At 69.9% G+C, this 26,395-nt stretch carries 24 protein-coding genes and 1 tRNA gene; 15 read left to right on the top strand and 10 right to left on the bottom strand.

The features are described from left to right. The first annotated feature begins 91 nt into the window (after positions 1–91). Both OG329_RS04835 and OG329_RS04830 read left to right on the top strand, forming a co-directional pair. Positions 92–421: a hypothetical protein gene (locus OG329_RS04835; RefSeq protein ID WP_405793070.1), complete on the top strand. Its 330-nt coding sequence runs from the start codon at positions 92–94 to the stop codon at positions 419–421. Between the two features lie 108 nt (positions 422–529). Next, positions 530–1,531, top strand: coding sequence for a DUF6745 domain-containing protein (locus tag OG329_RS04830; protein ID WP_405793069.1), 1,002 nt, complete (start codon positions 530–532; stop codon positions 1,529–1,531). Between the two features lie 89 nt (positions 1,532–1,620). Here the strand turns inward: OG329_RS04830 and OG329_RS04825 are convergent, their stop codons facing one another. Next, a complete protein-coding gene (locus tag OG329_RS04825; protein ID WP_405801647.1) occupies positions 1,621–2,499 on the bottom strand; it encodes a carbohydrate kinase family protein in 879 nt (292 codons plus the stop codon). A gap of 182 nt (positions 2,500–2,681) precedes the next feature. After that, positions 2,682–3,302 carry a TetR/AcrR family transcriptional regulator gene (locus OG329_RS04820; RefSeq protein WP_405793068.1) on the bottom strand — a complete coding sequence of 207 codons (621 nt, stop codon included), beginning with the start codon at positions 3,300–3,302 and terminating at the stop codon, positions 2,682–2,684. A 325-nt stretch (positions 3,303–3,627) separates the two neighbouring features. Here OG329_RS04820 and OG329_RS04815 point away from each other — a divergent pair, with 325 nt between their 5' ends. Beyond that, on the top strand, positions 3,628–5,004 hold the full coding sequence (locus OG329_RS04815) for an MBL fold metallo-hydrolase (RefSeq protein ID WP_405793067.1): 1,377 nt from the start codon (positions 3,628–3,630) through the stop codon (positions 5,002–5,004). 34 nt (positions 5,005–5,038) lie between these two features. On the opposite strand, the gene OG329_RS04810 is transcribed toward OG329_RS04815, so the two are convergent. Then, complete coding sequence (locus OG329_RS04810) at positions 5,039–5,830, bottom strand: DeoR/GlpR family DNA-binding transcription regulator (protein ID WP_405793066.1); 792 nt, start codon at positions 5,828–5,830, stop codon at positions 5,039–5,041. A 135-nt stretch (positions 5,831–5,965) separates the two neighbouring features. Here OG329_RS04810 and OG329_RS04805 point away from each other — a divergent pair, with 135 nt between their 5' ends. The 6 genes from OG329_RS04805 to OG329_RS04780 all read left to right on the top strand — a co-directional run bounded on the left by OG329_RS04805 (position 5,966) and on the right by OG329_RS04780 (position 11,037). After that, complete coding sequence (locus tag OG329_RS04805; RefSeq protein ID WP_405793065.1) at positions 5,966–6,859, top strand: SIS domain-containing protein; 894 nt, start codon at positions 5,966–5,968, stop codon at positions 6,857–6,859. Between the two features lie 267 nt (positions 6,860–7,126). Then, entirely contained in the window at positions 7,127–9,088 is a 1,962-nt protein-coding gene (locus OG329_RS04800; RefSeq protein ID WP_405793064.1) for an ATP-binding protein, read from the top strand. 12 nt (positions 9,089–9,100) lie between these two features. Further along, positions 9,101–9,538, top strand: coding sequence for a roadblock/LC7 domain-containing protein (locus tag OG329_RS04795; RefSeq protein WP_405793063.1), 438 nt, complete (start codon positions 9,101–9,103; stop codon positions 9,536–9,538). A 2-nt stretch (positions 9,539–9,540) separates the two neighbouring features. Continuing rightward, positions 9,541–9,912 carry a DUF742 domain-containing protein gene (locus tag OG329_RS04790; protein ID WP_405793062.1) on the top strand — a complete coding sequence of 124 codons (372 nt, stop codon included), beginning with the start codon at positions 9,541–9,543 and terminating at the stop codon, positions 9,910–9,912. Then, positions 9,890–10,486: a GTP-binding protein gene (locus OG329_RS04785; RefSeq protein ID WP_405793061.1), complete on the top strand. Its 597-nt coding sequence runs from the start codon at positions 9,890–9,892 to the stop codon at positions 10,484–10,486. The genes OG329_RS04790 and OG329_RS04785 overlap by 23 nt, the downstream gene beginning before the upstream one ends. Further along, complete coding sequence (locus OG329_RS04780) at positions 10,486–11,037, top strand: GAF domain-containing protein (protein ID WP_405793060.1); 552 nt, start codon at positions 10,486–10,488, stop codon at positions 11,035–11,037. Before OG329_RS04785 ends, OG329_RS04780 begins: the two co-directional genes overlap by 1 nt. A 7-nt stretch (positions 11,038–11,044) precedes the next feature. Here OG329_RS04780 and OG329_RS04775 read toward each other — a convergent pair whose 3' ends face one another. Both OG329_RS04775 and OG329_RS04770 read right to left on the bottom strand, forming a co-directional pair. Further along, positions 11,045–12,232: a mandelate racemase/muconate lactonizing enzyme family protein gene (locus OG329_RS04775; RefSeq protein WP_405793059.1), complete on the bottom strand. Its 1,188-nt coding sequence runs from the start codon at positions 12,230–12,232 to the stop codon at positions 11,045–11,047. After that, the gene (locus OG329_RS04770) at positions 12,229–13,275 is read right to left on the bottom strand and encodes a LacI family DNA-binding transcriptional regulator (RefSeq protein ID WP_405801646.1); all 1,047 of its coding nucleotides are present in this window, start codon (positions 13,273–13,275) and stop codon (positions 12,229–12,231) included. Before OG329_RS04770 ends, OG329_RS04775 begins: the two co-directional genes overlap by 4 nt. A gap of 262 nt (positions 13,276–13,537) precedes the next feature. On the opposite strand from OG329_RS04770, the gene OG329_RS04765 reads away from it, so the two are divergent. The 4 genes from OG329_RS04765 (at position 13,538) to OG329_RS04750 (ending at position 17,262) form a co-directional block, all read left to right on the top strand. Then, positions 13,538–14,386 carry an ABC transporter permease gene (locus OG329_RS04765; protein WP_405801645.1) on the top strand — a complete coding sequence of 283 codons (849 nt, stop codon included), beginning with the start codon at positions 13,538–13,540 and terminating at the stop codon, positions 14,384–14,386. A gap of 91 nt (positions 14,387–14,477) precedes the next feature. After that, the gene (locus OG329_RS04760; RefSeq protein WP_405793058.1) at positions 14,478–15,494 is read left to right on the top strand and encodes an ABC transporter substrate-binding protein; all 1,017 of its coding nucleotides are present in this window, start codon (positions 14,478–14,480) and stop codon (positions 15,492–15,494) included. A 35-nt stretch (positions 15,495–15,529) separates the two neighbouring features. Further along, on the top strand, positions 15,530–16,393 hold the full coding sequence (locus OG329_RS04755; protein WP_405793057.1) for an ABC transporter ATP-binding protein: 864 nt from the start codon (positions 15,530–15,532) through the stop codon (positions 16,391–16,393). A gap of 332 nt (positions 16,394–16,725) precedes the next feature. Beyond that, positions 16,726–17,262: a GNAT family N-acetyltransferase gene (locus tag OG329_RS04750; protein WP_405793056.1), complete on the top strand. Its 537-nt coding sequence runs from the start codon at positions 16,726–16,728 to the stop codon at positions 17,260–17,262. Positions 17,263–17,370: 108 nt separating this feature from the next. On the opposite strand, the gene OG329_RS04745 is transcribed toward OG329_RS04750, so the two are convergent. The 4 genes from OG329_RS04745 to OG329_RS04730 all read right to left on the bottom strand — a co-directional run bounded on the left by OG329_RS04745 (position 17,371) and on the right by OG329_RS04730 (position 23,838). Next, complete coding sequence (locus tag OG329_RS04745; protein WP_405793055.1) at positions 17,371–18,252, bottom strand: sugar phosphate isomerase/epimerase family protein; 882 nt, start codon at positions 18,250–18,252, stop codon at positions 17,371–17,373. 111 nt (positions 18,253–18,363) lie between these two features. Next, a complete protein-coding gene (locus OG329_RS04740; protein ID WP_405801643.1) occupies positions 18,364–21,834 on the bottom strand; it encodes a ThuA domain-containing protein in 3,471 nt (1,156 codons plus the stop codon). A 348-nt stretch (positions 21,835–22,182) separates the two neighbouring features. Next, on the bottom strand, positions 22,183–23,085 hold the full coding sequence (locus tag OG329_RS04735) for a transketolase family protein (RefSeq protein WP_405793054.1): 903 nt from the start codon (positions 23,083–23,085) through the stop codon (positions 22,183–22,185). 27 nt (positions 23,086–23,112) lie between these two features. After that, positions 23,113–23,838, bottom strand: a complete 726-nt coding sequence (locus tag OG329_RS04730; RefSeq protein ID WP_405793053.1) for a transketolase — start codon at positions 23,836–23,838, stop codon at positions 23,113–23,115. A 162-nt stretch (positions 23,839–24,000) separates the two neighbouring features. Between OG329_RS04730 and OG329_RS04725 the strand changes: the two genes are divergently transcribed. Beyond that, a tRNA-Pro gene (locus OG329_RS04725) sits at positions 24,001–24,074 on the top strand. A gap of 293 nt (positions 24,075–24,367) precedes the next feature. Here OG329_RS04725 and OG329_RS04720 read toward each other — a convergent pair. Next, entirely contained in the window at positions 24,368–25,294 is a 927-nt protein-coding gene (locus tag OG329_RS04720) for an SDR family NAD(P)-dependent oxidoreductase (RefSeq protein ID WP_405793052.1), read from the bottom strand. Between the two features lie 178 nt (positions 25,295–25,472). Between OG329_RS04720 and OG329_RS04715 the strand changes: the two genes are divergently transcribed. Continuing rightward, a complete protein-coding gene (locus OG329_RS04715) occupies positions 25,473–26,267 on the top strand; it encodes a helix-turn-helix domain-containing protein (RefSeq protein ID WP_405793051.1) in 795 nt (264 codons plus the stop codon). Positions 26,268–26,395: the final 128 nt, after the last annotated feature.

Genomic DNA, 26,395 nt, shown 5'->3' with positions numbered 1-26,395 from the left:
CCCGGTTCGGGGGCGGAGCCCGATGTCAGACCCACCGTCTAGCGTCGTTCACAGGTCGGCGCACTCGGTGCCGCCCGTCGAGGGGAGAGCCATGTACCGGCAGGGAGACGTGCTCATCGTGCCCGTCGCGGAGGAGAGCGTGCCGTCCGGCATCGGCGAGGCGCGGAGCGAGCCGAGGGACGCGCGGGGCCGCCTCGTTCTCGCGCTGGGTGAGGTCACGGGCCATGCCCACGCGGTGACCGGCCCCGGCAGGCTCGTCCGGGAGACCGGCGGTGAGTTCGGGCCGATGCTGCTCCATCTGCCGGAGGGCGGCCGGGTGGTGCACGAGGAGCACGCGGCGATCCCGCTGCCCAAGGGGTGGTTCCGCGTGGTGCGCCAGCGCGAGTACCTGCCGGGCGCGGTGCGCGTCGTGGCCGACTGAGGACCGACGACCGACGACCGACGACGGGGCGGGGCGAGGTCGCAAGCAGTACGCAGTACGCAGTGGGCAGTACACGGGACAGTGACGACAGGGGACGGGGCTTCAGACATGCAGCAAGTGGACAAGTGGCGGGGCGTCGCGGCGGCGACGGGGGCGGCCGACCGGCCGGCGGCCGAGGCGGGGATACGGCTCGCCTACCGGACGGCCGGACTGACCGAGCCGGAGCGGATCATCTGGGCGGATTCGCCGCTTGCCGGGCTGGCCGCCGTCCGGTCCCTCACGGATCAGGGCAGATCGGTCCGTGAGGAGGTGCGCACCAAGCCGTGGGCCGATGAACGACGGCGTATCCACGACGAGTTGGGCCCGGCGGGCTGGGCCGAGTGGTGGGGCGTCACCGGCGCCCGGCTGTGGGACACCACCCGCGCGCTCGCCGAGCGGATCCGCACCGGAATCACCGACGCGCTCGCCACGGACGACGCCGACCTTCCCGAGACACGCCAGTTGCTGCTGGACGCGGTCCTCGGTCAGCACGACGCCGCCTGGCTCGCCGCGTTCGACGGTCGCGGCGACCGGCTGACCGGGCTCGCGGAAGTCGCGGCCCACGCCGGCTGGTGGTGGCCGTACGAGAGGGTGACGGTGGTCTGCGAGCGGCCCGTCGAGCTGCACCGCGACGAGACGGGACGGCTCGACCGCGGTGACGGCCCGGCCCTGGCCTACCCGGACGGCTTCGCGCTCTACGCGTGGCGCGGTATGCCGGTCCCGGCCGACTTCCTCGCCGAACTCACCTCGCTCGACCCGGCGCGTATCCGCGCCGAGGAGAACGCCGAACTGCGCCGCGTGATGCTGGAGTTCTACGGCTACGACCGCTATCTCGCCGAGTCCGACGCCAAGCCGATCAGCAAGGACGAGACCGGCATCCTGTGGCGGATAGCGCTCGACGACGACGAGGACGTGGTGATGGTCGAAGTCGTCAACTCCACACCCGAGCCGGACGGCACGAGCCGCACCTACTGGCTGCGGGTCCCGCCGAGTACGCGTACCGCCAAGGAGGGCGTCGCCTGGACGTTCGGTCTCGACGCCCAGGCGTACGAACCGCTGAGGCAGACCTGACGGGGCGCACAAGCCCTTGTCCTCGATCGCCGTACGGGCCGCACATGCGACCCGTACGGCGATCGAGGACGAACCGGCCACCGGACGCCCTATGCCGCGCCGGACAGAAGCGCTTCGGAGCCGATCAGCGACGAACTGCCCCGCACCGTGCACGCGTAGGCGCCCGCCACCGCACCGAGGCGCGCGCAGGCGTCCAGGTCCCGCCCCGCGAGCCGCCCGTAGAGGAAGGCGGAGACATACGCGTCACCCGCGCCGTTGGAGTCGACCACCGGTGCGGGCGGGACCGTCGCCGGGATCGGCCGGGGCGTACGGCTGCCCTCACGGGTCAGGAGATACGACCCTCCGGCGCCCGCCGTGGCCACCACGGCCTGCGCCCTGCCCTCGCGCAGGATCTCCCGCATCAACGGCGCTATCCGCTCCTTCGCGCCCGCGGCGCTGAGGAAGACCAGGTCCGCGCGGTAGGCGAAGTCCCGGTGGTAGGCGTTCATCCCGTCCCAGTCGTGCAGGTCGGTCGAGACGGGGACGCCCAGTTCGATGATGTCGTCCAGCAGGAAACGGGTGAAGTTCGTGAGCGAGACATGGACATGGCGGGCCCGCCGAAGGTGCGGCAGATAGAACTCGCGCGGCATCCGCAGGTCCTGCGGATCGCGCCCGTCGTAGAAGGACATCCTGCGGCCCGTCTTCTCCACGAGATTGACCGCGCGACGCGTACCGGCCGGCGAGATCAGCCCTTCGAAGTCCACGCCGCCCTTGGCCAGATGCTCGCGGACCTGACCGCCCGTCCAGTCGTCACCGATGAAGTCGAGGAATTTGACGTCGAGTCCCAGGGCCTGACAGCCCAGGGCCACATTGCCGCCGGTCTGTCCCGGCCATTCGCGGATCGGCCCGACACCGATCGCGTCGGCGAGCGGGACGGGCAGCGAGTCGACACGGACCACGGTGTCCACGCCGCTGCCGCCGACGACCAGTACGTCGAGTCTCGGGTCGGCCTCCAGCCCGGCCCCGGGCCCACCGCGCTCGACGTCCGGGCGTTCGGTCTGCTGCTGCGCCACAGTCTCCACCTTCGTTCCGGAATCCGGATGTCCGCCACAGTACGACCGTGGTGGCGCCGGCCGGTGGTGGGGTGTCCGTCATTCGGTGGCGGACGCGGTCACGGGCTGTCGGCGTCCAACGCGGCCTTGTCGACGCCCAGTTCACGCGCCAGCGCCTCGTCCGACCACTCCAGCAGGGTGGTGCGGGTCAGCGATCCCGCGTACGACGTCATCTGTACCGCGAGACCGTCCAGCAGCGCGGTCAGCCGCCAGGCCGTCGCCACCGGGTCCGCGCAGCGGAATTCGCCGCCGTCGACGCCCTCGGTGATGACGGCGGCGAGCGCGGCCTTCCACTGCCGGTCCAGTGAGCTGGCCACCTCGTGGAGCGCGGGCTCGCGCGGCGCCGCCGCCCATCCCTCGATCCACAGTCGCCAGCCCTTGGCCTCGCCGGTCGGCGCGTACCAGCGGATCGCGGCGTGCAGCCGGCGCAGCGCGCTGGTACGGCGGCCGAGCACGTCCCGCAACTGCGCCAGGTCTTCCTCGGCGGAGTGCCGGAAGGCGGCGGCGAGCAGCTTCTCCTTCGTGGAGAAGTGATACAGCACCAGAGCGTTGCTCACACCGAGGACGGTGGCGACGTCCGCGATGCGCACGGCGGCCACCCCCCGTGTCTGGATCTGCTCGACGGCGGCGCGCAGCAAATCCTCGCGTCGCTCCTCCACACTCAGCCGCACTCTTGCCACAACTGAACCCTAACCCCAGCCGGTTGACACAATCGGCGGGCCTGTACACCAGCCGATCTTCCGCACCGGTCGGTGCGGTGCGAGGCCCTGCTTCATGGCCATGCCACGGGCGAGGGTCCGCAACTGAACGGAAAGTCAGCATCGGGGGCGGTGTCGGGGGACGGGCGGACGGCTTGAAGGGATCGCGGAGCGATGGCCGGGTGGCTGGTTTTCACCGTTCGGTGGCCGTGCGGGGGAATCCGCGAGATCGTCCGGACGTTGCATCGGCGTGCCCCGGACGGCACACCGGCGTGGCACCCCGGTCCAATGAATCGCCCATAATGGGATGAATCGAACCTCAGGAGATGCAGTGAACGGCGTCGGCTCCCCACCCTCACTCCGCTCCCGGCTGCGCGCGATGCGGTCCGAGGCATTCGGGGCCGATTCGGCCGGCGAACGCCTGGAGCGGATCCAGCGCTCCCCGAACTTCGCGGACGGCGTGTTCCAGAATCCCGAGGGCACCGCCCGGATCAGACCGTCCGGCTCCATGCTGGAGCTGTCGAAGGTCTACTTCCGTAAGGAGGCGCGGGCCCGCCGGGCGCCCGCCACCCCCATCCCGGTCCACCAGGACACCCTCGCGGACCTCGCCGTACCGCCCGCCTCCGGGCTGCGGCTGACCTGGATGGGCCACTCCAGCGTCCTCGCCGAGATCGACGGCCGGCGCGTGCTCTTCGACCCGGTCTGGGGCGAGCGCTGCTCCCCCTTCTCCTTCGCCGGACCCAAGCGCCTGCACCCCGTGCCCGTATCGCTCGCAGCACTCGGGCCGGTCGACGTCGTCGTCATCTCGCACGACCACTACGACCACCTCGATCTGCCCACGATCAAGGGGCTCGCCTCCACGAACACCGTCTTCGCCGTGCCGCTGGGTGTCGGAGCCCATCTGGAGCGCTGGGGAGTGCCCGCGGCACGCCTGCGCGAGCTGGACTGGAACGAGACGGCCGAGGTGGCGGGCATCTCCTTCACCGCGACACCCGCGCGGCACTTCTGCGGGCGTGGTCTGCGCAACCAGCAGCACACCCTCTGGGCGTCCTGGGCCGTCGCGGGCCCCGAGCACCGCGTCTACCACAGCGGTGACACCGGCTACTTCTCCGGCTTCCGCGACATCGGTGCCGCGCACGGTCCCTTCGACGCCACGATGATCCAGATCGGCGCCTACAGCGAATACTGGCCGGACATCCACATGACGCCCGCCGAAGGGCTGCGCGCGCATCTCGATCTCCAGCAGGGCAGCCCGTCCGGCGTGATGCTGCCGATCCACTGGGGCACGTTCAACCTCGCGCCGCACCCGTGGGCCGAGCCCGGCGAGGGCACCGTCACCGCGGCGGCGGAGGCGGGCGTACGGGTCGCGCTGCCTCGTCCGGGCGAGTCCTACGAGCCGACGCTGACCGACACCATCCCGGGCGCCCCGTGGTGGCGCTCGGTCGCCGTCCCGCCGGCCGAAGGCTGGCCGGGGGCGGTCCCCGCCGGAAGCAAGGCATCTGCCGCGGCTACGGCCCCGGTGGGCGCTTCCAGTGCCGCTTCCGCCTCCGGTGCCGGCGCGGACGCGGGTACGGCGGACCGGGTAACGGGCGCGGTCGGCACGGCCAAGACCGAGCCCGGCGGCGGTCCTGGCACCGGTGCCGGATCCGCCGATGCGGAGCCCTCCGCGCAGCGCGCGCCGTAACGGAGCCGCGCGAGACGCGGCGCGCGGACCGGCCTCAGACCTGGACCACCGTCACACCGCGCTCCTCGAACAGCCTCGCCTGCTCGGGGGCGCCGACGTCCGTGATCAGCGTGCTGATCGCTTCCGTGGGGCAGATCCGGGCGAAGGCCAGCGTGCCCAGCTTCGAACTGTCCGCCACCACCACGAGCCTGCGCGCGCGCTCGGCGAGAAGCGCGTTGATGCTCGCCTCGTGCTCGCTGCGCGCACCGGCCCCCGACTCCGCGTCGACGGCGTCGGCACCGATGAAGGCGATGTCCAGACTCACCTCGCCCAGGATGTGCCTGGCCAGCGGTCCCACGAGTTCGTACGACTGAGGCATGGCCACCCCGCCCGTGGTCACGATCTTGATGTGCGGGCGCACGGCCAGTTCATGCGCGATGTTGAGCGCGTTGGTCACCAGGGTGACGGCCGGCTCGGCGCCCCTGCCCGACATGTCCGCCAGATCGCCCCGCGTGGCGATCGCACGCGCGACCTCGGCCGTCGTCGTACCGCCGTTGAGTCCGATCACCATGCCCCGGTGCACCAGCGCGGCGGCGGCGCGGCCGACGCGCTGCTTCTCCGCCGATCGCCCCACCGACTTGTAACGCGGCGGCAGCCCGTACGAGACGGAGTGCGCCACCGCGCCGCCCCGGGTGCGGGTGAGCAACTGCTGCTCGGCGAGATGGTCGAGGTCCCTGCGTACGGTAGCCGCCGACACGGACAGCTCGGCGGCGACGTCGTCCACGTCCAACCGGCCCCGCTCGGCGAGCAGTTCGAGCAGGGTGTTGTGCCGTTCGTACCGGTCCACCGCATCTCCTTCGTCACGCCCCGGATCATTCAAGCACCTCCACGCCTGAAAGGATTTGCTTGAAGGTGCTTGAAACTCTGCCCTAGCATGCAGGAACAAGCATTCTGATGCAGAGATCGAGAGTGGAGAGCCGACGTGACGTTTGTCCAGACGGAACTGGCCAGTCAGCCCGCGAGCTGGAGGCGGGCGGCGGAGCTGGCCGACGGCCTGCGCGGTTCGAGCCAACTGCCCGAGGCCGGTGAGCGCACCGCCGTCGTCGGCTGCGGCACCTCGTACTACATGGCGCAGGCATACGCGGCGCTCAGGGAGGGCGCCGGTCAGGGGGAGACCGACGCCTTCGCCGCCTCCGAGTTCCCGGCGGGCCGCCGCTACGACCGCGTCGTGGCGCTGACCCGGTCCGGTACCACCACCGAGGTCCTTCAACTGCTGGCGGTGGCCCGCGGTACGGCCGCGCGGACGACCGCGATCACCGCGGACCCCGGCACCCCGATCCGCACGGCCGCCGACGATCTGGTCGTCCTCGACTTCGCCGACGAACAGTCCGTCGTCCAGACCCGGTTCGCCACCACGGCCCTCACCCTGCTCCGCGCCCACCTCGGTCTGCACACCGAATCGGTGGTCGCGGACGGCGAGCGGGCCGTGGCGGAGCCGCTGCCCGAAGGGATCACCGACTGCTCGCAGTTCACCTTCCTCGGGCAGGGGTGGACCGTCGGACTGGCCAACGAGGGTGCGCTCAAGATGCGGGAGGCCGCGCTCGCCTGGACGGAGTCGTATCCCGCGATGGAGTACCGGCACGGCCCCATCAGCATCACCACCGAAGGCACCGCGACCTGGCTGCTCGGGCCCGCGCCGGACGGTCTCGCCGAGCAGGTCGGCGCGACCGGCGGGCTGTGGGTGGCCGGTGAACTCGACCCGCTGGCCGAGCTGGTACGGATCCAGCGCCTCGCCCTCGCGCTCGCCGACGCGCGGGGCCTCGACCCGGACCGGCCGCGCCACCTGACCCGTTCGGTGATCCTCGCCGACGGATAACCGGGGGAGCGGACGGGGCGGACGGGGCGGACGGGGCGGACGAGGGCCGGGGCGGTGGGCAACCGCTCCGGCCCTCAGTGCGATGACACCGTTTCGGACTGTTGTGCGATAGCTCATACCAGAGCGGGATGCTCTGTGGGCAAGTTTGTCAACTGCCCGCCGCGACTGACTATTCGCCAACTACCGTGTGTGCTCGGCGATCAACGCTGGGCTTCTTTCGCATGTCCGATTTCGCTTGTCCGACTGCCCCACGTACCGAGGACACTGATGTCTCAACTTCGCGCACCCACCGCGCGACCCGACCGACGAGAAGGCGGACGGCACGGCCGGCCCGGCACCCGTACGCCCTCGGGCAGAGCGTCTTCGGCCAAGGCGTCCGCCGCCGACGGCCCGGCCACCCCCGGGTCCGCCGCCCCGGCGCCGCTCGAATCCCGTATGCGGCCCCAACTCCTGCGCGCCGCCGTGGTGCCGACCGTCATAGCCACGCTCAGCGGCCTTCTCGCCGTGCTCGTCACCGTCCGCTCCGGCAAAATGGCGCCGACCCCCGAGATCTGGGCCGCCCTGGTCGGTACGGTGCTGATCGGCGTCGTCTCGGCCACGGCCGCCGCTGTCGGCGCCGACCGCGTGGCCAGGTCCCTACTCGACCGCTGCGACGCGCTGCGCCGGTCCAACACCCGCGCCCAGGGCGAACTGCGCGGCGTCGTGGAGCGGTTGCGCCGAGGCGAGGGCCCGCCGCCGCGCCGCCCGCCCGACGTGACGGCTCCCGCAGGCGACGAACTGGACCTGCTCGCCGAGGAATTGGGCCGGTCCCAGGAGGCCGCCGTCACGGCCGTCGTCCAGGCGTCCAGGCTGTCGAGCAGCGTGGGCAACGAACAGAAGGTCGAGGTCTTCGTCAATCTCGCCCGCAGGCTCCAGTCGTTGGTGCACCGGGAGATCCAGCTCCTGGACGAGCTGGAGAATCAGGTCGAGGATCCGGATCTGCTGAAAGGTCTCTTCCAGGTCGACCACCTCGCCACCCGCATCCGCAGACACGCCGAGAACCTCGCCGTACTGGGCGGTGCCATCTCGCGCCGCCAGTGGAGCCGGCCGGTCGCACTGACCGAGGTACTGCGCTCGGCCATCGCCGAAGTGGAGCAGTATCCACGGGTCAAACTCGTGCCCCCCATCGACGGCACCGTGCGCGGCCACGCCGTCGCCGACGTCGTCCACCTGCTGGCCGAACTCGTCGAGAACGCCACGCTGTTCTCCGCGCCGCACACCCAAGTCCTGCTCCGCGCCCAGCAGGTCACCGCCGGACTGGCCATCGAGGTCGAGGACCGCGGGCTCGGCATGCCCGCCGACGAGCAGAAGCGGATGAACGCCCTGCTCACCGACCCCGACCAGGTCAATGTCGCCCATCTCCTCCAGGACGGACGGATCGGGCTGTTCGTGGTGTCGGCACTCGCCCGCCGGCACGGCATCGCCGTCCGGCTGCACGCCAACATCTACGGCGGTATCCAGGCCGTACTCGTCCTGCCGCAGGGGCTGTTGGGCGCGGACGGTGACGGCGACGGGGACGGCTCGGGGCAGGCCGTCGGCCCGGCCCCGGGAGCTTCGGCACCACCGGTCCAGGCGCCCACGCCGCCGGCCGTACCCGTGCAGGTGTACGAGGCGAGGCAGCCCAGCCCCGTCAGCCCTGCGAGTCCCGGGAGTCCCGCGAGCCCTGCGGCGGAGGTCCGGCAGCCGTCTCCGCAGCCCCGAGGGCAGCGCCCGTCGCACCGGCGGACCTCGGGACGCCGACCCCTGCCCGTACGCGGTGAGCACGCCCCGCGCGCGACGCCCGCCACGCCCAGCCCGCCCACCCCGCCCGCCGATACGCGTACCAGCTCGACCTCGCGGCCCCGGCCGCCCGCGTTCGTGCCGGTGTCGGACGACCTCTCCGTACCGGGCATCGTGCGCGGCACCATGGACCGGCCCCAACTGCCCAAGCGCCGCAGCCAGGAGCACCTTGTCCCGCAGTTGCGGGACGCGCCCGCGCCACCCGGCGACGACGGCGAACAGGTGCTTCACGATCCCGGTCTGATGGCGGCCTTCCAGCGGGGTATCAGCCTCGCCGAGGCCCAGCCCACCAGGGACCCGGGGTCCGATCCCGCCCTCTCGCAAGCGCAAGCGCAGGCGCCCGCGCCCGTACCGGCGCGCCTGACCGAACTGCCGGATCCGCGACGCCAAGACCGAGACAACCCCCACTAGGAGTAGATCACCATGGCGAGCGATGCGCCGACAGGCCACGTCTCCGACCTCGACTGGCTGCTCAGCGGCCTGGTCCAACGGGTGCCGTACACCCGTAGCGCGGTACTCCTGTCCTCCGACGGACTCGTCAGATCCGTCCACGGACTCGACCCCGACAGCGCCGACCACATGGCCGCTCTCGCCTCCGGCCTCTACTCGCTCGGCCGCAGCGCGGGCGCGCGCTTTGGCGACAGCGGCGAGGTGCGCCAGGTGGTGGTGGAACTGGACTCCACCCTGCTCTTCGTCTCGACGGCGGGTTCCGGCACCTGCCTGGCCGTCCTGGCCGGACGCGAGGCGGACGCCGCCGTCCTCGGCTACGAGATGGCGATGCTGGTCAAGAGCGTCAGACCGTATCTGGCGACGCCGGTCAGGCAGGCGGCCGGCACCACATCGAGCGTCACGGGGCAGTGACCGTGACGGTGCCGACGGACGGTCCGTGGCTGGACGACGCGGCGGGCCGGCTCATCCGCCCGTACACGGTCAGCGGCGGCCGGACCCGTCCGACGGCGGAACTGGATCTGATGTCGCTGGTCATGGCCACGGGAGCCGCGAGCCAGATGTATTTCGGCCCCGAGCACAGCGAGGCACTGGCCCTGTGCCACGGGCCCACATCGGTGGCGGAGATCGCCGGGCATCTGCGATTGCCCGCCGTCGTCACGAAGATCCTGCTGTCCGACCTGATGGAGAGCGGAGCCGTCACTGTCCGGCCGCCGCACAACTTCGACAATCCCAGCGACTGTTCCCTTCTGGAGGCAGTACTCGATGGCCTACGACGACAGCTCTGACTTTGCCCCCACCCCCTTCCCCACCGCGCTCAAGGTCCTGGTGGCCGGTGGTTTCGGGGTGGGCAAGACGACATTCGTGGGATCGGTCAGCGAGATCGCGCCGCTGAGCACCGAGGAGCTGCTGACGCAGGTCGGGGCCGAGACGGACGATCTGACGGGTGTCGAGCTGAAGACCTCGACCACGGTCGCCATGGACTTCGGCCGCATAACGCTGGACGAGCGGCATGTCCTCTATCTCTTCGGCACGCCGGGCCAGGAACGCTTCTGGTTCATGTGGGACGAACTCTGCCGGGGCGCCCTCGGCGCGATCGTCCTGGCCGACACCCGGCGGCTCGAGAACTCCTTCTCCGCCGTCGACTTCTTCGAGCAGCGCGGTATCGGATTCATCGTCGCGGTCAACGAGTTCGACGGCGGCTTCCGTTACGACCCGGAGGAGGTACGGGCGGCGATCGATCTCAGGCCGGACGTGCCCGTCGTGATATGCGACGCGCGCATCGCCAGCTCGGGGATCAAGACGCTGGTCACCCTCGTCCAGCACCTGCTCACCGCCGTACCGGTCGACGGGGTGGCGTGATGAGGTACGACCCCATCGGCCGGCTCCTGCTCACCCCCGCCGACCCCGACGCGCCCGAGCGCGTACATCGGCTGCGGGTACTCGGGCTCGGGCTCGGGCTCCGCGAACGGCCCGAGCCGGCCTTCGACGCCTTCGCGCTACGACTCGCCCAACTCGCGGGCGCGCCGTACGCGATGGTCAACTTCCCTGACGAGGAAAGGCAGTTCTACGCCGGGCTGCACACCCCGGCCCCCGAGCCAGAGTCCGGCCGCTTCAGGGACCGGGACCATGGCTACTGCCCCCATGTGGTGGTACGGCGCAGGGCGCTCGTCCTGGAAGACGTACGGGACTTCCCACGGTTCGCGGGCAACGCCGTCGTGGACGAGACCGGCCTGCGCTCCTATCTGGGCGTGCCGCTCATCGACCGGACCGGTATCGCGCTCGGCACCGTCTGCGTCGTGGACACCCAGCCCCGGCACTGGGGAAGAGCCGGTCTGGAGACCGTCAAGTCGCTGGCCGTCGAGCTGTCCGAGCGGATACGCCGCAGAGAGGGGGACGGCGGCGACATCTGACGATCCGTCAGACACGGTGTTCCAGGACATCGACGGCCAACTCCCGTACCACCGACTCGTCCACCTCCACCCCGAGGCCCGGCCCCTCGGGCACCCACGCGGTCCCGTTCTCCACCCGTACCGTCTCACCCGCGTACGGCGAGCCGATGAACTGGCGGCCGTTGAGATCGACCGGCGTCGTGATGCCGTACGCCGCGAACAGATGCAGCGAGGCGGCCAGCCCCAGATCCGACTCGGTGAGCCCCGACCCCATCAGCTCGACCCCGCAGTCCTCGGCGAGCGCGCACAGCCGCCGCGAGAGCGTGAGCCCACCGCTGCGCTGGACCTTGGCGATCGCGACATCGACCGCCCCGAGCCGGACGAACGTCGCCAGGTCGCTCGGGTGCCGCAGGCTCTCGTCGAGCGCCACCGGCACGGCCGACAGATCCCGCAGCCGACGCAGCCCGGCGATGTCGTTGGCGGACAGGGGCTGTTCGAAGGCGGTCACCCCGAGCGCGTCGAGCCTGCGGGCCATCCGCAGGGCGACGGGCACGGTGTACGCCTGGTTGGCGTCGACCCACAGCGGCGCGTCCGGGGCGTGTTCGCGTACGGCGGCCACCACGGCCGCGTCGGTGTCCTCGTCATGCAGACCGATCTTGACCTTGAAGGCGCGATAACCCTCGGCCCGGCCCTCGGCGACGCTGTCACCCACCTCGGCGGGCGACTGGCCCGACACGATCCAGCCCAACTCGACGGTCTCCGCGCGCCGTTGCCCCCACAGCACCCCGAGCGGCACACCCGCCGCCCGGCCCAGCAGATCGTGCAGCGCCACATCCACGGCGCTCTTGGCGAGCGGCGCGCCGATGGTGAATCCCCGGTTGACCGCCCGGTCGAAGGCGGTGTCGACGGCGTCCAGATTCCAGACCGGCGTACCGATGATCGCGGGCGCGAGATAGCGGTCGACGGTCGTCACGATGGACTCGGCGGTCTCGTACGTCCAGGCGGGAATGGGCGTCGCCTCACCCCACCCGTACAGCCCGTCCGCGCCGACCCGGACCAGGATCCGGACGGACGGGGTTCCGGCGACGGCCACGGAGCCGCCCGCGACGCCGAAGGAGCGGTGGGTGGGCAGTTCGACGGCGAACGTCTCGACACGGTCGATCCTCATACCGGCCATACCAGCTATACCAGCCATACCGGCCGGATCCTCCCTCATGTCCTGTCTCCTCTCCGCGCACCGTCGATCGGCGGCGGCGGTCCGGTACTCGCCCGCAGCACCACCTCGCCGCCCACCCGCAGCACACGCGAACGCTGCCCGTGCGGCTCGCGCAGCGCCAGCGAGATCGCGTGCTGTCCCATCTCGGTCAGCGGCAGGGCCACGGTGGTGAGCGGGGGAGTCAACTCCCTGACGAGCGGGATGTCGTCGAAGCCCGCGAGCGAGATGTCGGCGGGCACGTCGACGCCCGCCTTCCGGAACGCGGCGAGCGCGCCCACCGCCATCACATCGGTCACACCGAAGACGCAGGTGGGCCGGGTGGGACGGGTGAGAAGTTCACGGGCCGCCGCGTAACCGCCGTCGCGGGTGAAAGCGCCCTCCACGACGCACTCGGGCGCCAGCGCGATCCCCGCCTCCGCCAGCCCCTCGCGGAAACCGGCCAACCGGTCGGCGACGGTGGTGAGGTTGGGCGGCCCGCTCAGCACCGCGAACCGGCGGTGACCGAGCGCCAGCAGCGCGCGGGCGAGCGCCGCCGCGCCCGCGCGGTTCTCGGGCAGGACGGCGTCGGCGCGCACACTGCGGTGCCGGCTGACGACGGCGACCCGGCCGCCGGCGCGGATGTACGGGTCGAGCTCGGCGCCCAACGCCCGTTCCCAGGTGCGGTCCTGGAAGCCGGAGCCGATCAGCAGGATGGCGCGGGCGCGCTGGGCGCGGAGGATGGAGACGTACTCGATCTCCCTGGCCGGCTCGCGGAACGTGCTGGCGAGCATGACCAGGACGTCCTGTTCGGCCGCTGCCCGCATCACCCCGTCGGCGATCGCGGCGAAGTACGGGTCGCCCACGTCGTGACAGATCAGCCCGACCGTGTTGCTCGACGAACTGGCGAGCGCCTGGGCGTGTGCGTTGGGGATGTAACCGAGCAAATCCGCCGCCGCCCGCACCCGGTCCCGCAGTTCGTCTCGGACACGCGTCGTGCCGTTGAGGGCTCTGGACGCGGTCGACAGGGAGACCCCGGCGCGGCGGGCCACGACATCCAGCGTCACATGCGTCGTCCGTGCTTCCCGTTCACTCACGTCGGCCCTCGAGTCGCGGTGGCGGCAGGTCCCTGGCGGGGCCCGGAAACTTCCGGACGACCTATTGACCGTTCGGACAAGCAGTCATTAGCGTGGCGATCACCTTACCAGAAAGCGCTTTCTGAAAGCGCTTCTTCCGGTACGGCAGTACGGCAGCCGGTACAGCAGAGGATCGGACAGCGGTGCGTAACCGCGCCTGATTCCCGAGGAGTTCACTGTGAGCCAGAGCGTCATGCCGGGACCGACAAAAGAGATCGCGGGAGTCGCCACCCGCAACAGGCCAGGAGCGGGGGAGCGGTTCGGCAAGGCTGTGGAGACGAGTTGGCGGCCCGTCGCGCTGCTGCTCGCGTGCTTCGTCGCGTGGTGGGCCGTCGCCGCCGCCGAGTTGGTCGAGCCGTATCTCGTCCCCTCGCCGGGGGCGACCCTGGACGTGCTGACGGGCAAGACCAGTTACATCTGGGAACACACATGGGTGACCACCTACGAGACCCTGCTCGGCTTCGTCATCGCCGTCGCCGTCGGGGTGCTCGCGGCGGTCGTGATGGTCTACTCGTCCACCGTCGAGAAGACCCTCTATCCGATCCTGCTCTTCGCCCAGGTCGTACCGAAGATCGCCATCGCGCCGCTGTTCGTCGTCTGGCTCGGCTTCGGCATCACCCCGAAGGTCCTCATCGCGGTGCTCATCGCCTTCTTCCCGGTCGTGATCTCCATGGTCACCGGGCTCAAGGCGGTCGACCCCGAGATGCTTCAACTCTCCGCGACGATGGGGGCGAAGCCATGGCAGACCTTCGCCAAGATCCGCTTCCCGGCCTCGCTGCCGCATCTGTTCTCGGGCCTCAAGGTCGCGGTGACGCTCGCCGTCACCGGCGCGGTCGTCGGTGAGTTCGTCGGCGCCAACGAGGGCCTGGGATACGTGATCCTCCAGGCCAACGGGAACCTCGACACCCCGATGCTCTTCGCGGGCCTGCTCGTCATGTCACTGATCGGCGTCGTCCTGTTCGTCCTGGTCGAGATCGCCGAGAAGCTTCTGCTGCCCTGGCACGCCAGCCGCCGGGACAGCAACGTCACGACCTCGTTCTGATTGCAGAGTTGTCCAGTTCCAGTTCCAGTTCCAGCTTCGAGTATTCGAGTTTCGAACTTCGATGAGACCTCTCCTCCGAGAAGGGCCAGCCATGCACTCCCGCAGACTCCTGATCGGCCTCGTGCCGCTTCTTCTGGTCGCCACCGCCTGCGGCGAGGACGGCGACAAGACCACCACCAGCGACTCCGGCAAGAAGCTCGACAAGGTGACGCTGACGCTCAACTGGTACCCGTACGGCGAACACGCGCCGTTCTACTACGGCGTCAAGGAGAAGATCTTCGAGAAGCACGGCATCGACTTGGAGATCCGGGCGGGCCAGGGGTCGCAGAAGACCGTGCAGGCGACCGCCGCCGGGCAGACCGACTTCGGCTGGGCGGACACCCCGGCCGTGCTCAGCGGCGTCGACCAGGGCGTCAACGTCAAGAGCCTCGGTGTGATGCTCCAGACGACTCCGTCGTCCGTGCAGTTCTTCGCCGACCAGAACATCAAGACGCCCGCCGACATCAAGGGCAAGACGGTCGCGGGCACGGCGGGTGACGCGCTCACCAAGACGTTCCCGATCTTCCTGGAGAAGAACAACCTCGAGTTGTCCGACGTCAAGATCCAGAACACCGACCCGGCGGGCAAGATCGCCGCGGTGATCTCCGGCAAGACGGACGCGCTGCTCGGTTACGCGAGCGACCAGGGTCCGACCATGGCGGACAAGGCGAAGAAGGATGTCGAGTATCTGCGCTTCTCGGAGAACGGGCTCAACTTCTACTCCAACGGTCTGATCGCCGGCCAGAAGATCCTCAAGCAGGACGCCGAACTCACCAAGCGCATGGCCGCCGCCGTCAGCGAGGCGTGGGCCGCCGCCGAGAAGGCGCCGGAGCCGGCGGTCGCCGCGATGGAGGGCGCGTCCGAGCAACTGCCGCCGAAGAACGTACTGACCGAGCAGTTCGCGACGACGATGACGCTGCTGCACACCGACGCGACCCAGGGCAAGGCCCCCGGGCTCAACACCGAGGCCGACTGGCAGGAGACGATCGACATCTTCGCCGAGGCGGGTCTGGTGAAGAACCCCAAGGCGCCGGCGGATTACTGGGACAGCTCGGCATTGAAGGGATGACGATGCCCGGGGAAGCGACTCTGCGGGAGCCTGGCATGAGCAAGAGCGGTCTGAACAAGGGCAGTGCGGCTACAGGTACGAATACGGGCACGAGTACGGGTACGGGCGCGGGCACGGGTGCCGATGGCAAGGCCGCCGTCTCCCTGAACGACGTGGCCGTCCGGTTCCGTACGAAGGACCGCGATGTCACCGCGCTGCGGGATGTGTCGCTCGACGTGCCGATGGGCGAGTTCGTGGCGATCGTCGGCCCCTCGGGGTGCGGCAAGTCGACACTGCTCAAGCTGGTCGCCGGACTGCTGAAGGCGTCCGCCGGTGACGTACGACTGCACGGCGAGCAGGTCGACGGGCCACGGCCCGACATCGGTTACGTCTTCCAGCGGGCCGCCCTGCTGGAGTGGCGCAGCGCCCGGCGCAACATCCTGCTCCAGGCGGAGATGCGCCGGATGCCGAACGCCGTGGCGCGCGAACGCGCGGACGCGCTCATCAAGATGACCGGCCTCGGAGGCTTCGAGGACGCGTATCCGCACGAGCTGTCCGGCGGGATGCAGCAGCGGGTGGCCCTGTGCCGGGCGCTGCTGCACCAGCCGCCGGTGCTGCTGATGGACGAGCCGTTCGGCGCGCTGGACGCGCTGACGCGCGAGCAGATGAACATGGAGCTGAACCGCATCTGGCGGGAGACCGGCACAACCGTGCTGCTGGTCACCCACTCCATCTCGGAGGCGGTCTACCTGGCGAACAGGGTCGTGGTGATGAGCCCCCGGCCCGGCACGATCACGGAGATCATCGACGTGGGGCTGCCGGCGGAGCGCGATTACGTTCAGACGCTGGCCCGGCCGGAGTTCCGCGAGGCGACGACGCACATCAGGGAGCTGCTGGGAGCGGCGTCGTCGGAGGACTGATCGAAGGACCGACCGGAGGACCGACCGGAGGACCGACCGGAGGACCGACCGGGGGACTGACCCCCGACCGACCCGGTCCCATGAACCGGGTGGGGGCGGCACGACCTGTCGAGGCGCCGCCCCCGCCCGTGTACGCCGCGTCGCACGGTGCCCGTGCCCCGTACCGACCGGGGCTCGCCCACCTGGTGAGTCCGCGCGGTGCACACCCAACCGCCCTTCCCGCCCCGGCCACGCCGCCGGCGGGGAGGGCGGCTCGCTGCCCGCCAGGCCCCCGCCCCCGGCCGCCCCGAAACCCAGGTGTCCGCAGGTCGGCGCTGTGATTGGCTGTGGCGGTGAGTCATGAACGCATCTGTGTCCGGCGCCGCGACGCCACCGACCTCGACGCTTGTGTCCGCGTACTGGCCGAGGTGCACGAGAGCGACGCGTACCCACTCAACTGGCCCCAGGACCCGGCGGACTGGCTGGCGCCGCCCGAGTCGCGAACCGAGCCGCCGCTTGCCTGGGTCGCGCTGCTCGACGGCAGGATCGTCGGACATATCAGCCTCTCGCATGCCCGGCCGGGCGACGCCGCGCCCGGCGTCTGGAGCGCTCGCACCGGCATGAGCCCGGAGAACACCACGGTGGTGAGCCGGCTGTACGTCTCGCCGAAGGCCCGAGGCCATGGAATCGGCGCGCTGCTGCTGGCCGAGACGGTCCGCGACGCCCGCGAGCGCGGGCTGTGTCCCGTACTGGACGTCGTGACCTCCGACCGGTCGGCGGCGGCGCTGTACGAACGCCAGGGATGGACGCTGATGGGGACGGTGGAGCAGCGGTGGGGGCCGGACCAGACGGTCCAGGTGTACTGCTACGAGGCACCGCCGGGCATCTGAGAGCGGGGCCGGACCCCGTGTTCCCGTACAACACCACACCCCTCGACCGGCCAACCGCAGCCCGTCGAGGGGTGTGTGACGCTACGTCAGATCTGCTGCCTCAGCGGCTCAGTACCGCAGCCTCGACAGATGGCCGTAACTGTTGCGGGCCGTGGCGAACGGGTCCTTGGGCGAGTCGTGTTCGACCAGCCACTGCCGTACGCCGCCCCGGTGCGCGGTCTCGAACATCTCGGCGAAGTCCAGGACGCCCGAGCCGACATCGGCGAAGTCGCCGTTCGGCGCCATGTCCTTGACGTGCAGCGCCGGGAAGCGCCGGCCTTCGTCCACGAACAACTGACGCGGGTCCGCACCGCCCTTCGCCGCCCAGTAGACGTCGAGTTCGAAGCCCACGTACTCGGGATCGGTCTCGTTGAGCAGGATGTCGTACAGCACCTCGCCCTCGACCACCTTGTGGTCCGCGTCGTGGTTGTGGAAGAGCACCGGGCCGAGGCCCGACTCGCGCGCCACCTTGCCCGCCCTGTTCATCGCCGCCGCCGCCTCGCGATAGCCCGCGGGGGTGTGCATCGCGCTCGGCAGGCTCGGTACGACGACCCACTCGCCGCCCAGCGTATGGACGTCCGCGATGGCCTGCTGGAGTCCGGTGCCCGCCACCGTGGTGTAACCGACGTGCTCCAGAACGGCCTTGAGGCCGACGTCGTCCAACACCTGCCGGATCTGGGTGGCGTTACGGCCGAACCGCCCGCTGACGCCCACCGTCGCGTAACCGATGTCCGCCAGTTGCGCGAGCGTCCCTTCGAAGTCCGTCTCCAGGACGGACCGCATGGTGTACAGATGCATGCCGATGCCACCGCGCGGGATCCGCCGCCGGCACCGGGGGTCGTGGTGCCGGCCGGACTCCGCCGCGTGGGCGGTGACGGCCGTCGACGCCAGTCCGACCGCGGCCAGTCCCGCCGCCGCCGTCCCCAGGAACGCTCTTCGTGTGCCGTTCACGTGACCTCTTCTCTCGACTCGTTGTCTCTCGACTCGTAAAACGCGTTCGTTCGTTCGCTCGACTCGTTCGACTCGCCGGGCCAAGGTCTCCCGGCGTCAACTCGCCCGGATTCAGCGCGCGTTGATCTCGACCGCGCCCGTCGTCGTATTGCCCTTGTCGTCCGTGACCGTCAGATGCGCCGTGTACGCGCCCGGCCTGGCGTACGTGTGGGTCGCGCTCGCGCCCTGCTCTCCCGTGGGCTTCGTGTTGTCACCGAAGTCCCAGCGGTACGAGGCCACGCTCCGGCCCTCGGCGAGCTTCACCGTGCCGGTCAGCTTCGCGGCCAGCGGCGCCGTGCCCTCCTCCACCGAGGTGGCGACGGTGACGCTCGTGCCCGGATTGCGCTCCACTCCACGGCCGTTGAAGTGCAGCCAGTCGAGAGACAGCACGTCCTGCCCGTCCGGCTTCCAGTCCGGGTTGCTGAAGACCGCGTACATCTTCACCGTGCCGCCCACCGGCCTGAGTTGAGTGGTCGGTGAGATGAAGTTCGTCCAGGCGCCGGTGTTCGGGACGGTGACCGAGCCCATCAGCGGGCCGGTCGGGGAGCCGTTGCGGAACTCGATGGTGCCGCCGGTACCGCCCGAGGACGCGCCGACGGTGACGGACTGGACCCCGGTGAGATTCACCGGGTCGTACGCCACCCAGTCGCCGTGCTCGACCTCGATGACGCGCTTGCCGCCGGACGCCTCGGGCCGGGCACCCACGGTGACGCCGCCGTTCTCGCCGCCGGTGGCGCTGAAGAACTCGCCCTCGCGGTAGGAGGACTTGAGATTCGACGTGGCGGTGCCGGTCAGCGCCGGAACCCCTTCGCCCTCCCCGCCGTCGTCCTGGTAGCTCGCGGTGACGCGGTAGAAGAGATCCTGGTTCGCGTGCTCGTCGGTCGTCGGGACGGTGAAACTACCCGAGCAGCCCTGCTTGGACTCCACCGGGTGCAGTGTCGTCCCGTGGCCGAGCCGCCCCTCGACGGTGACGCGTGCGCAGTCGATCTGCTCGCCCTTGCCGTCCTCGTGGTCGGTGACCTTCACCGTGAAGGGAACGGTGTCGCCGAGGCTGAACATGCCGCCGTCCGGGGCCTGTTGGACCGTCAGTACCGGCCGTGTGTTGCCCACGGTGATGTCCTGCGTGTCCTGCGCCGACAGCTTGTCGGCGGCGGTGACCGTCAGCCGCGCGGTGAAGACACCGTTGTCGGTGTAGATATGGGTCGGGTTGGCCTTCGTGGAGTCGACGGTGCCGTCGCCGTCGAAGTCCCAGGCGTAGGTGACCGGCTTGCCCCCCGGCAAGCCGGAACCCTCGCTGGAGAACTTCACGCTGCGCGGCCCCGGTCCGGTGTCGGACTTGGTGGTGATCTTCGCGGTGGGCAACTTGCCGTCGCCGACGTAGTCGATGCGGTAGATGCCGGTGCCCGGATTGATCACACCCGTACGGCCGGCGCCCGAGCCGACGCCGAAGTCGATCACGTACATGGAGCCGTCCGGCCCGAAATCGGCCTCGAAAGCTTGGTTCCACTTCATGTCGGCGAAGACTCTGTTGATCGACTGGATGTCACCCGCCTTCGCCGGCGGGAAGCGCGGATCGGTGAACGACTGGTCCTTCTGCTGGAGCGAGAACGTCTTGAACCAGTTCTGGTTCAGGTCGAAGGCGAACCACTTCGCGTCGAAGTACTCGGGGAACTTCGTGGGCGACGGGTTGTCGGGGTCGTAGTCGTAGACGGGACCGCTCATCGGCGCACCACCCCCGCCGACCTCGGGGAACTGGGGTGATCCGGAGAACTGGTACGGCACCGTCGCCGGCGTGGCCGGCGGCAGCTCGCGCAGACCGGTGTTGTTCGGCGACTCGTTGACCGGACTGGCGCAGTCGAACTTCGCGCCCGAGACCTTGGTCGCGAAGTCGTAGTCGTTGAACGCGGCGTTGGCGCCCATGCAGTACGGCCAGCCGAGGTTCGCCGCCTTGGGCACGCGGTTGAACTCGACCGTGCCCTCGGGGCCGCGGTTGGGGTCCGCCGTCCGCGAGTCGGGTCCGTAGTCGCCCACCAGCAGCGCGCCGTCCTTCGGATCGGTGGTGATCCGGAAGACGTTGCGCAGCCCCATCGCGTAGATCTCGGCGCGGGTCTTGTCCGTACCGGGCGCGAAGAGGTTCCCCTCCGGGACGGTGTAAGTACCGTCGTTCTCAGGGGTGATGCGCAGCACCTTGCCGCGCAGGTCGTTCGTGTTGGCCGAGGTGCGCTGCGCGTCGAACACCGCCCGGCCGGCGCGCTCGTCGATCGGCGTGAAGTTGTCGGAGGCGAACGGGTCGGTGTTGTCGCCGGTCGCGACGTACAGATTGCCGTTCTTGTCGAAGGCGAGCGAGCCCGCCATATGCACGTTGGCGCGTTGCTCGTCGCGGTCGGTGGGGATCTCCAGCACGCGCTTCTCGGACGCCGGGTCGATGGTGTCGCCCGTCAGCGTGTAGCGCGACAGGTTGAGCTGTTTCTTCTCCTTGTCGGAGTGCAGCAGATACAGCCAGTTGTTCCTGGCGAAGTCCGGATCGAGCGTCAGCCCGATGAGCCCGTCGGACTGCTCCGTCATCTTGCGGCTGAAGTCGAAGTCCAGAGCCGTACTGGTCTGGTTCGTCGCCTGGTCGAGGACCTGGAGCTTGCCGGTGCGCTCGATGTAGATCACCCGGCGGTCGGGGGTGACGGCCAGTTCGTAGGGGTCGGACAGGTCCGTCGCCAACTGGGTCCGGGTGAAGGACCCGGTCTTGGTCGCGGAGCAGTCGCCGGGCTTGTTGCCGGCCGCCCACTGGATGCCGCCGAGCAGATGCCTGAGGAAGTTCTCCTCCTGGAAGGAGGCCGAGTCATGACCGCCGGCGGTGAACCAGGAGCGCCCGCCGTCGTAGTTCTGGCACCAGGACCACGGATGGTCCACGCCCTCGTCCAGCCCGGTGATGCCGTCGTTCACCTTGATCTGCGCGAGCGTGTGCACCTTGCCGGTCGGATTGGTGCGCCAGTTGTACCACTCCTCCGTACGCTCCCAGAGCTGCGGAAGTCCCTCGGTGGAGGGATGCGCCTGGTCGAGCACCTTGACCCGGCCCGTCTGGACGGCGGGGTGCTTGTCGAAGATGGCCCCGGTCAGCCCCTCGTACCAGTCCCAGTCGCGCTCGCTCGCGGACGCCGCGTGCAGCCCCACCCAGCCGCCGCCCGCGCGGATGAACTTCTGGAACGCGGCGCGCTGGGACGCGTTCAGCAGATCGCCCGACTCCGGCGTGGAGTTGGTGTTGTTGAAGACGATCGCCTGGAAGCGCGCGAGGTTCGCGTCGGAGAAGACGGCGGCGTCGTCGGACGCCTCCACCTCGAACCCGTTCTCCTCGCCGAGCTTCTTCACCCCGGCGATCCCGGCCGCGATCGACTCGTGCTCGAAGTTGGTGACCTTGGAGAAGACCAGGACGCGGTACGCCGCGGCCTGGGCGGGAGGGGGCGAGGCGACCCCGAGTCCGAGCACGAGAGCCAGCAGTGCCAGGACGACGGTGAAGGGCGTCAGCGCCCTCCGTGATCGGCTGCTGCGCAGAGGGGGTCGGTCTGGTGGACGGCTACTCACGGGCGCTCCCGATGCAGGTGGCGGCTACGAATGGGTAGAAAGCGCTTTCTGAAGTACGTCGCACAGCGTAGGTTCCCCGCTTCCGGAGGGTCAATGGGTCGGAAGCGCCCACTGTGGTGCGGGTGTTGGGGTACCGGGGAGTTGTGCCGTCCGGTCGATCGATTTCGGATGGGGTGGGCTGAATGTGGCCGTGCGCGGCGGTCCGGTCACCGGGCCGCCACCGGGCCGCCACCGGACCGCCGACGAAGCGCCGTCCGCTCGCCGTCCGCTCGCCGTCCGATCGCCGTCAGGAGAACGCGGCGATCACTCATCTCCCCGTCAGGACGGCGACAGGAAGGCGGAGACACGCGTGCGGAGCGAGCGGGGGTCGAGGCCGTGCGCCCGCAGGTGCTCGTCCATCTCCCCGTACTTGCGCAGTTCGCGCCGGCCCACCCCCAGCCCCAGCACCCGGTGCGGCACGTCGGCCAGCGCCTCGCCGGCCACCGCCGTCGACGTTCCGGCGAGATACGGCTCGACGATCACCACCTCGGCGGCGCCCGTGTCCCCGACCGCCCGGCGCAGCGCGGCGCCGTCGAAGGGTCGGACGGTCGACGCGTACAGCACCGTCGTGTCGAGCCCTTCCGTCGCGGCGAGAACGTTGTCCAGCATCGGCCCCACAGCCACCACCACGCCGTGGTTCCCCTCGCGGACGGTCAGGAAGCCGGCCCCGTTGACCGGCAGCGCCCGCGCGTTGGTCTGCTGCGACAGCCGTACGTACACCCGGTCGTCGCCCTTCGCGGCGTGCCGCAGCAGGGTCTCGGCCTCGTCGGGATGCCCCGGCACATGCACGGTCCACCCGTCGAGCGTGTCGAGGAGCGCGACATCGCCCGGCGACATATGGGTGAAACCACCGGCCGGCCAGTCGTACGACCCTCCGGCGCTCACCAGCACGCCGCCCACGCCCTGGTGCCCGAAGTCGAGTTTCACCTGCTCGAAGGGGCGCTCCACGAGGAAGCTCGCGAAGGTGTGGACGATGGGCCGCATCCCGGTGAGGGCGATCCCGCCGCCCGCGCCGACGAGCAGTTGCTCGCGGATCCCCACGTCGATCACCCGGTGCGGATGACGGCGCTCCGCCTCCCGGAAGCCGTCATGGCCGATCACGGCGAGTACGACGGCGAGCCGCGGGTCCTCGTCCAGCAGCCGGGACGTGGTAGAGGCGAAGCGCTCACGCATGGTGTCCATCAGAATCCTCCGAGTGTGCGGCAGTGGTCAGGAGCGGGCTTCGACGCGGGCGACGACCGCCCTCGCCCGCTCCGGGTGGGGGGCGGTGAACGCCTCGTACAGCGCCTCGTGGTCCCGCCCGTCGACGGTCACGGCCGACCAGCCCGCCGCCGTGAACCGGGAGGCGATCCCGCCCGGCCAGCCGTGGGCGGCGGACGAGTTGTCGATCACGAGCGTGTGCAACTGCTCGAGACCGGCCGGGCCCGCGTAGGCGATGGCCTCGTGGTTGCTGCCCTCGTCCAGCTCACCGTCCCCGATGAGGACCCAGACGTCGGAGCCGGTGCGCCCCTGTGCCCGCAGCCCGAGCGCGCTCCCGACGGCGAGCGGCAGCCCGTGCCCGAGCGACCCGCTGCCGATCTCTGCGCCCGGTACGAGCAGCCGGTCGGGGTGGTGGCCGAGCGGGGAGTCGTACGAGCCGAAGTCGGGGAGCAGCGACTCGGGGAAGTACCCCTTGGCGGCGAGGACGGCGTAGTACGCCATCGGCCCGTGCCCCTTCGACAGCAGGAAGCGGTCCCGGGCCGGGTCGTCGGCGGTGGTGGGGGAGACGTTCAGTACGCGGTCGAAGAGCACCCAGATCGCGTCGAGGGTGGAGGTGGCGGCCGAGTCGTGCTTCTCGTCGCCATTCATCAGTGACAGCAGTCGGTCGAGGTCCTGGTAGCCGTGGGTCCGTGTCCGTGTCCGTGTCCGTGTCCGTGGCGATGTCGATGTCGTCATACGGACCAACGTGCTACCTCAACTGAACTTGAGGTCAAGCGCGTGGCCGGCGAGCCGGCTCGGAGGCCGCGGAACGGGAAAAGCGGTTCGTGACCATCGGTCGGAGTGCGGTATTGTTCTCATGCGCGTTCAGCCAGGGGAAACCCCAGGTCAGACGGGCATCGGGACGTGGCGCAGCTTGGTAGCGCACTTGACTGGGGGTCAAGGGGTCGCAGGTTCAAATCCTGTCGTCCCGACTGGAGACAGTCGCAGATCAGGGCCGGTTTCGGAGCAATCCGAACCGGCCCTTGATCATTTGGCTATGTCCGCGACGGGGCCGTCAGCGAGAGCTGACCGGAAGGCGCATCTCAGGAGCCTTGCCTTCGGCTGATCTCGGCTGCGTAGGCGGCCCAGACGATGTGCCAGCGCGCCCCGCTCTTCGGCATCTCGAGGTCCGCGGCCGACCGCGTCATTGACCCACCTTGGCCCCCGGCTCGTGCTCCGGCCTCGTCGGCGGTTCCGCAAGGACACCGTGGCGCTCTTGGCGACCTCAGTTGGGGGTCAGCGGAACCTGTTCCAGCCAATTCCAGAGGGCGCGTTCGCGGTCTGTGTCGTAGGACTCGGTGGAGGACGCCGTGGCCTTCTTCCGGTGGATGTAAGCACCGGTCGCGGCGGGGGTGACGCTGAGGATCGCGTCGGCGAGCTTCTTGCCTGCGGGGACCGGGGTATCCACGAGGGGTGTGACCGTGAGCAGCGGGATGACTTTACTCATCAGGAAGGGGAAGGCTCCGCCGGTTTCGCGCGCGAGCCCGGTTCCGACCACGAGGCTGGGGTTGTACGAGACGATGTCGATGCCGTCGGGCAATCGGCGGGCCCATTCGTGGACCAGGTGCACGCCGCCGAGTTTGCTCGTCACGTAAGCACGACGGCCGGCCCGGACATTCCCGGAACGGTCGAATGCTCCGGGTCGGGAGATTTCCGGGATGGCCCAACGGGGTGCGGGCATGGTCCCCCCGGTGTGCCGCAAGTCACCGAAGTGCGCGTCGCTGACCGTGACGACGATGCGTGCCGGCGCCTGAATGTGAGGGTGTAGTTGCCTGAGGAGCTGGTGGGTGGACATGACGTTCACGGCAAAGGTCCTCTCGTATCCGTCGACCGTGGTCTGCAACGCGTTGGAGAGGTGGACACCCGCGTTGAAGACGATTCCCCGCAGCGGAGGCAACTCGCCGGAATCAAGCAGATCTTCCATCTGTGCGCCGGCGGCGGCGACGCTCGCCTTGCTCGACAGATCGATGTCGACGGTCGAGACGTGCGGAGAGATTTCCCGCAGGCTCGGCAGCACCTCGGCGGCAGAGGAGCCTCGGCCAAGTACCGCAAGGTGGGTATCGGGGCTGCGTCTGAGGATGTCTCGCGCGGCTTCCAGGCCGATCCCCCGAGTGGCCCCGGTCATGATCAGGGTTCGGTTCGCTGCGGTCATGTGGGGGCCTCCGGGGCGTGATCGTGGGAGTGCGGGTGTGCGTCGGCGTATGCGTTCTCCGCCGCCGCCATCGACTGTGACGGGGTGTTCGATGATCGGGGAGACTTCGTCGAGCCTGGTATCCGCAGGGCCACGCACCCGGCCTGGCGCCTAACCACTGGTGGGGGACAATGAATTCATGGCGGGAGATGAGCGGTTGGGTCTGGGCGAGTACCTACGCCACCATCGCTCGGAAATGACACCCCGGGATCGACCCGGGGCGTCCTCTCTGTCTCATAGGCGTGTGCCGGGCCTGCGACGCCAGGAACTCGCCGACGTCGCGGGCATCTCGGTCGAGTACTACACCCGTCTCGAACAGGGGCGCGCGTCCCGCCCTTCGCGGGAGATCCTCACCGCACTGGCGCGGGCCTTCCGGCTCTCGAACGCCGAGCGGGATCACTTGTTCCGACTCGCCGACGAGCGACCTCCGCAGCCGAGAGCACCGGCCGCGGAAATCCGACCGGGGCTCCAGCAACTGCTCAACAGCCTGGACGACACCATGCCCGTCACCATTCACGACGGCCGGCTCGACATGCTGGCGTTCAACGTTGCCGCGGCGGATCTGCTCGGGCCCGTCTTCGACGACGGACCTTACGGCCACAACATCGTCCACCAGGCTTTCACGTCGGCGGGACTCCGCGAGGTGCTCGGGAACGAGGGAGCGGAGCAACTCGCCCGAGTGGCCGCCGCCGAACTTCGCAAAGCACTCAGTCTCTACCCGGAAGACGAGCACCTTCGTTCGCTGTTTCGCGAGCTGTCGACGAGCAGTCCCGAGTTCAGCCGCCACTGGGAGCGAGGAGAGATCGGAACGTGGAGGTCCGCGATGAAGCGCCTCAACCATCCGACCAGAGGCTTGCTCGCGTTCGACAGCGAAATGCTGCACGACCCCGAGAACGACCACTGGATCATGATCTTCACCCCCCGGCGCGCATGATCGGTGGCAGCGGGTAGGCCCGCAGCAGAGCAGCCGACCAGATATCGGTGGGACGCACTGGCGTCGGTTCGACCGAGGACCTGTTCCGCGGGCTGCTGGACATCAAGATGGCTTCCAGCTTCCCGGAC

The organism is Streptomyces sp. NBC_01506, from assembly GCF_045040295.1.
Classification (GTDB): domain Bacteria; phylum Actinomycetota; class Actinomycetes; order Streptomycetales; family Streptomycetaceae; genus Streptomyces.
Note: the sequence above shows the minus strand (reverse complement) of the source record. Positions and strands in the feature narration are given on the sequence as shown.

Bases quoted from the DNA above. Each gene is read 5' to 3' on its own strand.
- OG329_RS04780 (WP_405793060.1), top strand. From the start codon at position 10,486: ATGAGGTACGACCCCATCGGCCGGCTCCTGCTCACCCCCGCCGACCCC.
- OG329_RS04775 (WP_405793059.1), bottom strand. From the start codon at position 12,232: ATGAGGGAGGATCCGGCCGGTATGGCTGGTATAGCTGGTATGGCCGGT.
- OG329_RS04730 (WP_405793053.1), bottom strand. From the start codon at position 23,838: ATGACGACATCGACATCGCCACGGACACGGACACGGACACGGACACGG.
- OG329_RS04800 (WP_405793064.1), top strand. From the start codon at position 7,127: ATGTCTCAACTTCGCGCACCCACCGCGCGACCCGACCGACGAGAAGGC.
- OG329_RS04835 (WP_405793070.1), top strand. From the start codon at position 92: ATGTACCGGCAGGGAGACGTGCTCATCGTGCCCGTCGCGGAGGAGAGC.
- OG329_RS04735 (WP_405793054.1), bottom strand. From the start codon at position 23,085: ATGGACACCATGCGTGAGCGCTTCGCCTCTACCACGTCCCGGCTGCTG.
- OG329_RS04785 (WP_405793061.1), top strand. From the start codon at position 9,890: ATGGCCTACGACGACAGCTCTGACTTTGCCCCCACCCCCTTCCCCACC.
- OG329_RS04765 (WP_405801645.1), top strand. From the start codon at position 13,538: ATGCCGGGACCGACAAAAGAGATCGCGGGAGTCGCCACCCGCAACAGG.
- OG329_RS04760 (WP_405793058.1), top strand. From the start codon at position 14,478: ATGCACTCCCGCAGACTCCTGATCGGCCTCGTGCCGCTTCTTCTGGTC.
- OG329_RS04815 (WP_405793067.1), top strand. From the start codon at position 3,628: ATGAATCGAACCTCAGGAGATGCAGTGAACGGCGTCGGCTCCCCACCC.
- OG329_RS04755 (WP_405793057.1), top strand. From the start codon at position 15,530: ATGAGCAAGAGCGGTCTGAACAAGGGCAGTGCGGCTACAGGTACGAAT.
- OG329_RS04715 (WP_405793051.1), top strand. From the start codon at position 25,473: ATGGCGGGAGATGAGCGGTTGGGTCTGGGCGAGTACCTACGCCACCAT.
- OG329_RS04720 (WP_405793052.1), bottom strand. From the start codon at position 25,294: ATGACCGCAGCGAACCGAACCCTGATCATGACCGGGGCCACTCGGGGG.
- OG329_RS04795 (WP_405793063.1), top strand. From the start codon at position 9,101: ATGGCGAGCGATGCGCCGACAGGCCACGTCTCCGACCTCGACTGGCTG.
- OG329_RS04830 (WP_405793069.1), top strand. From the start codon at position 530: ATGCAGCAAGTGGACAAGTGGCGGGGCGTCGCGGCGGCGACGGGGGCG.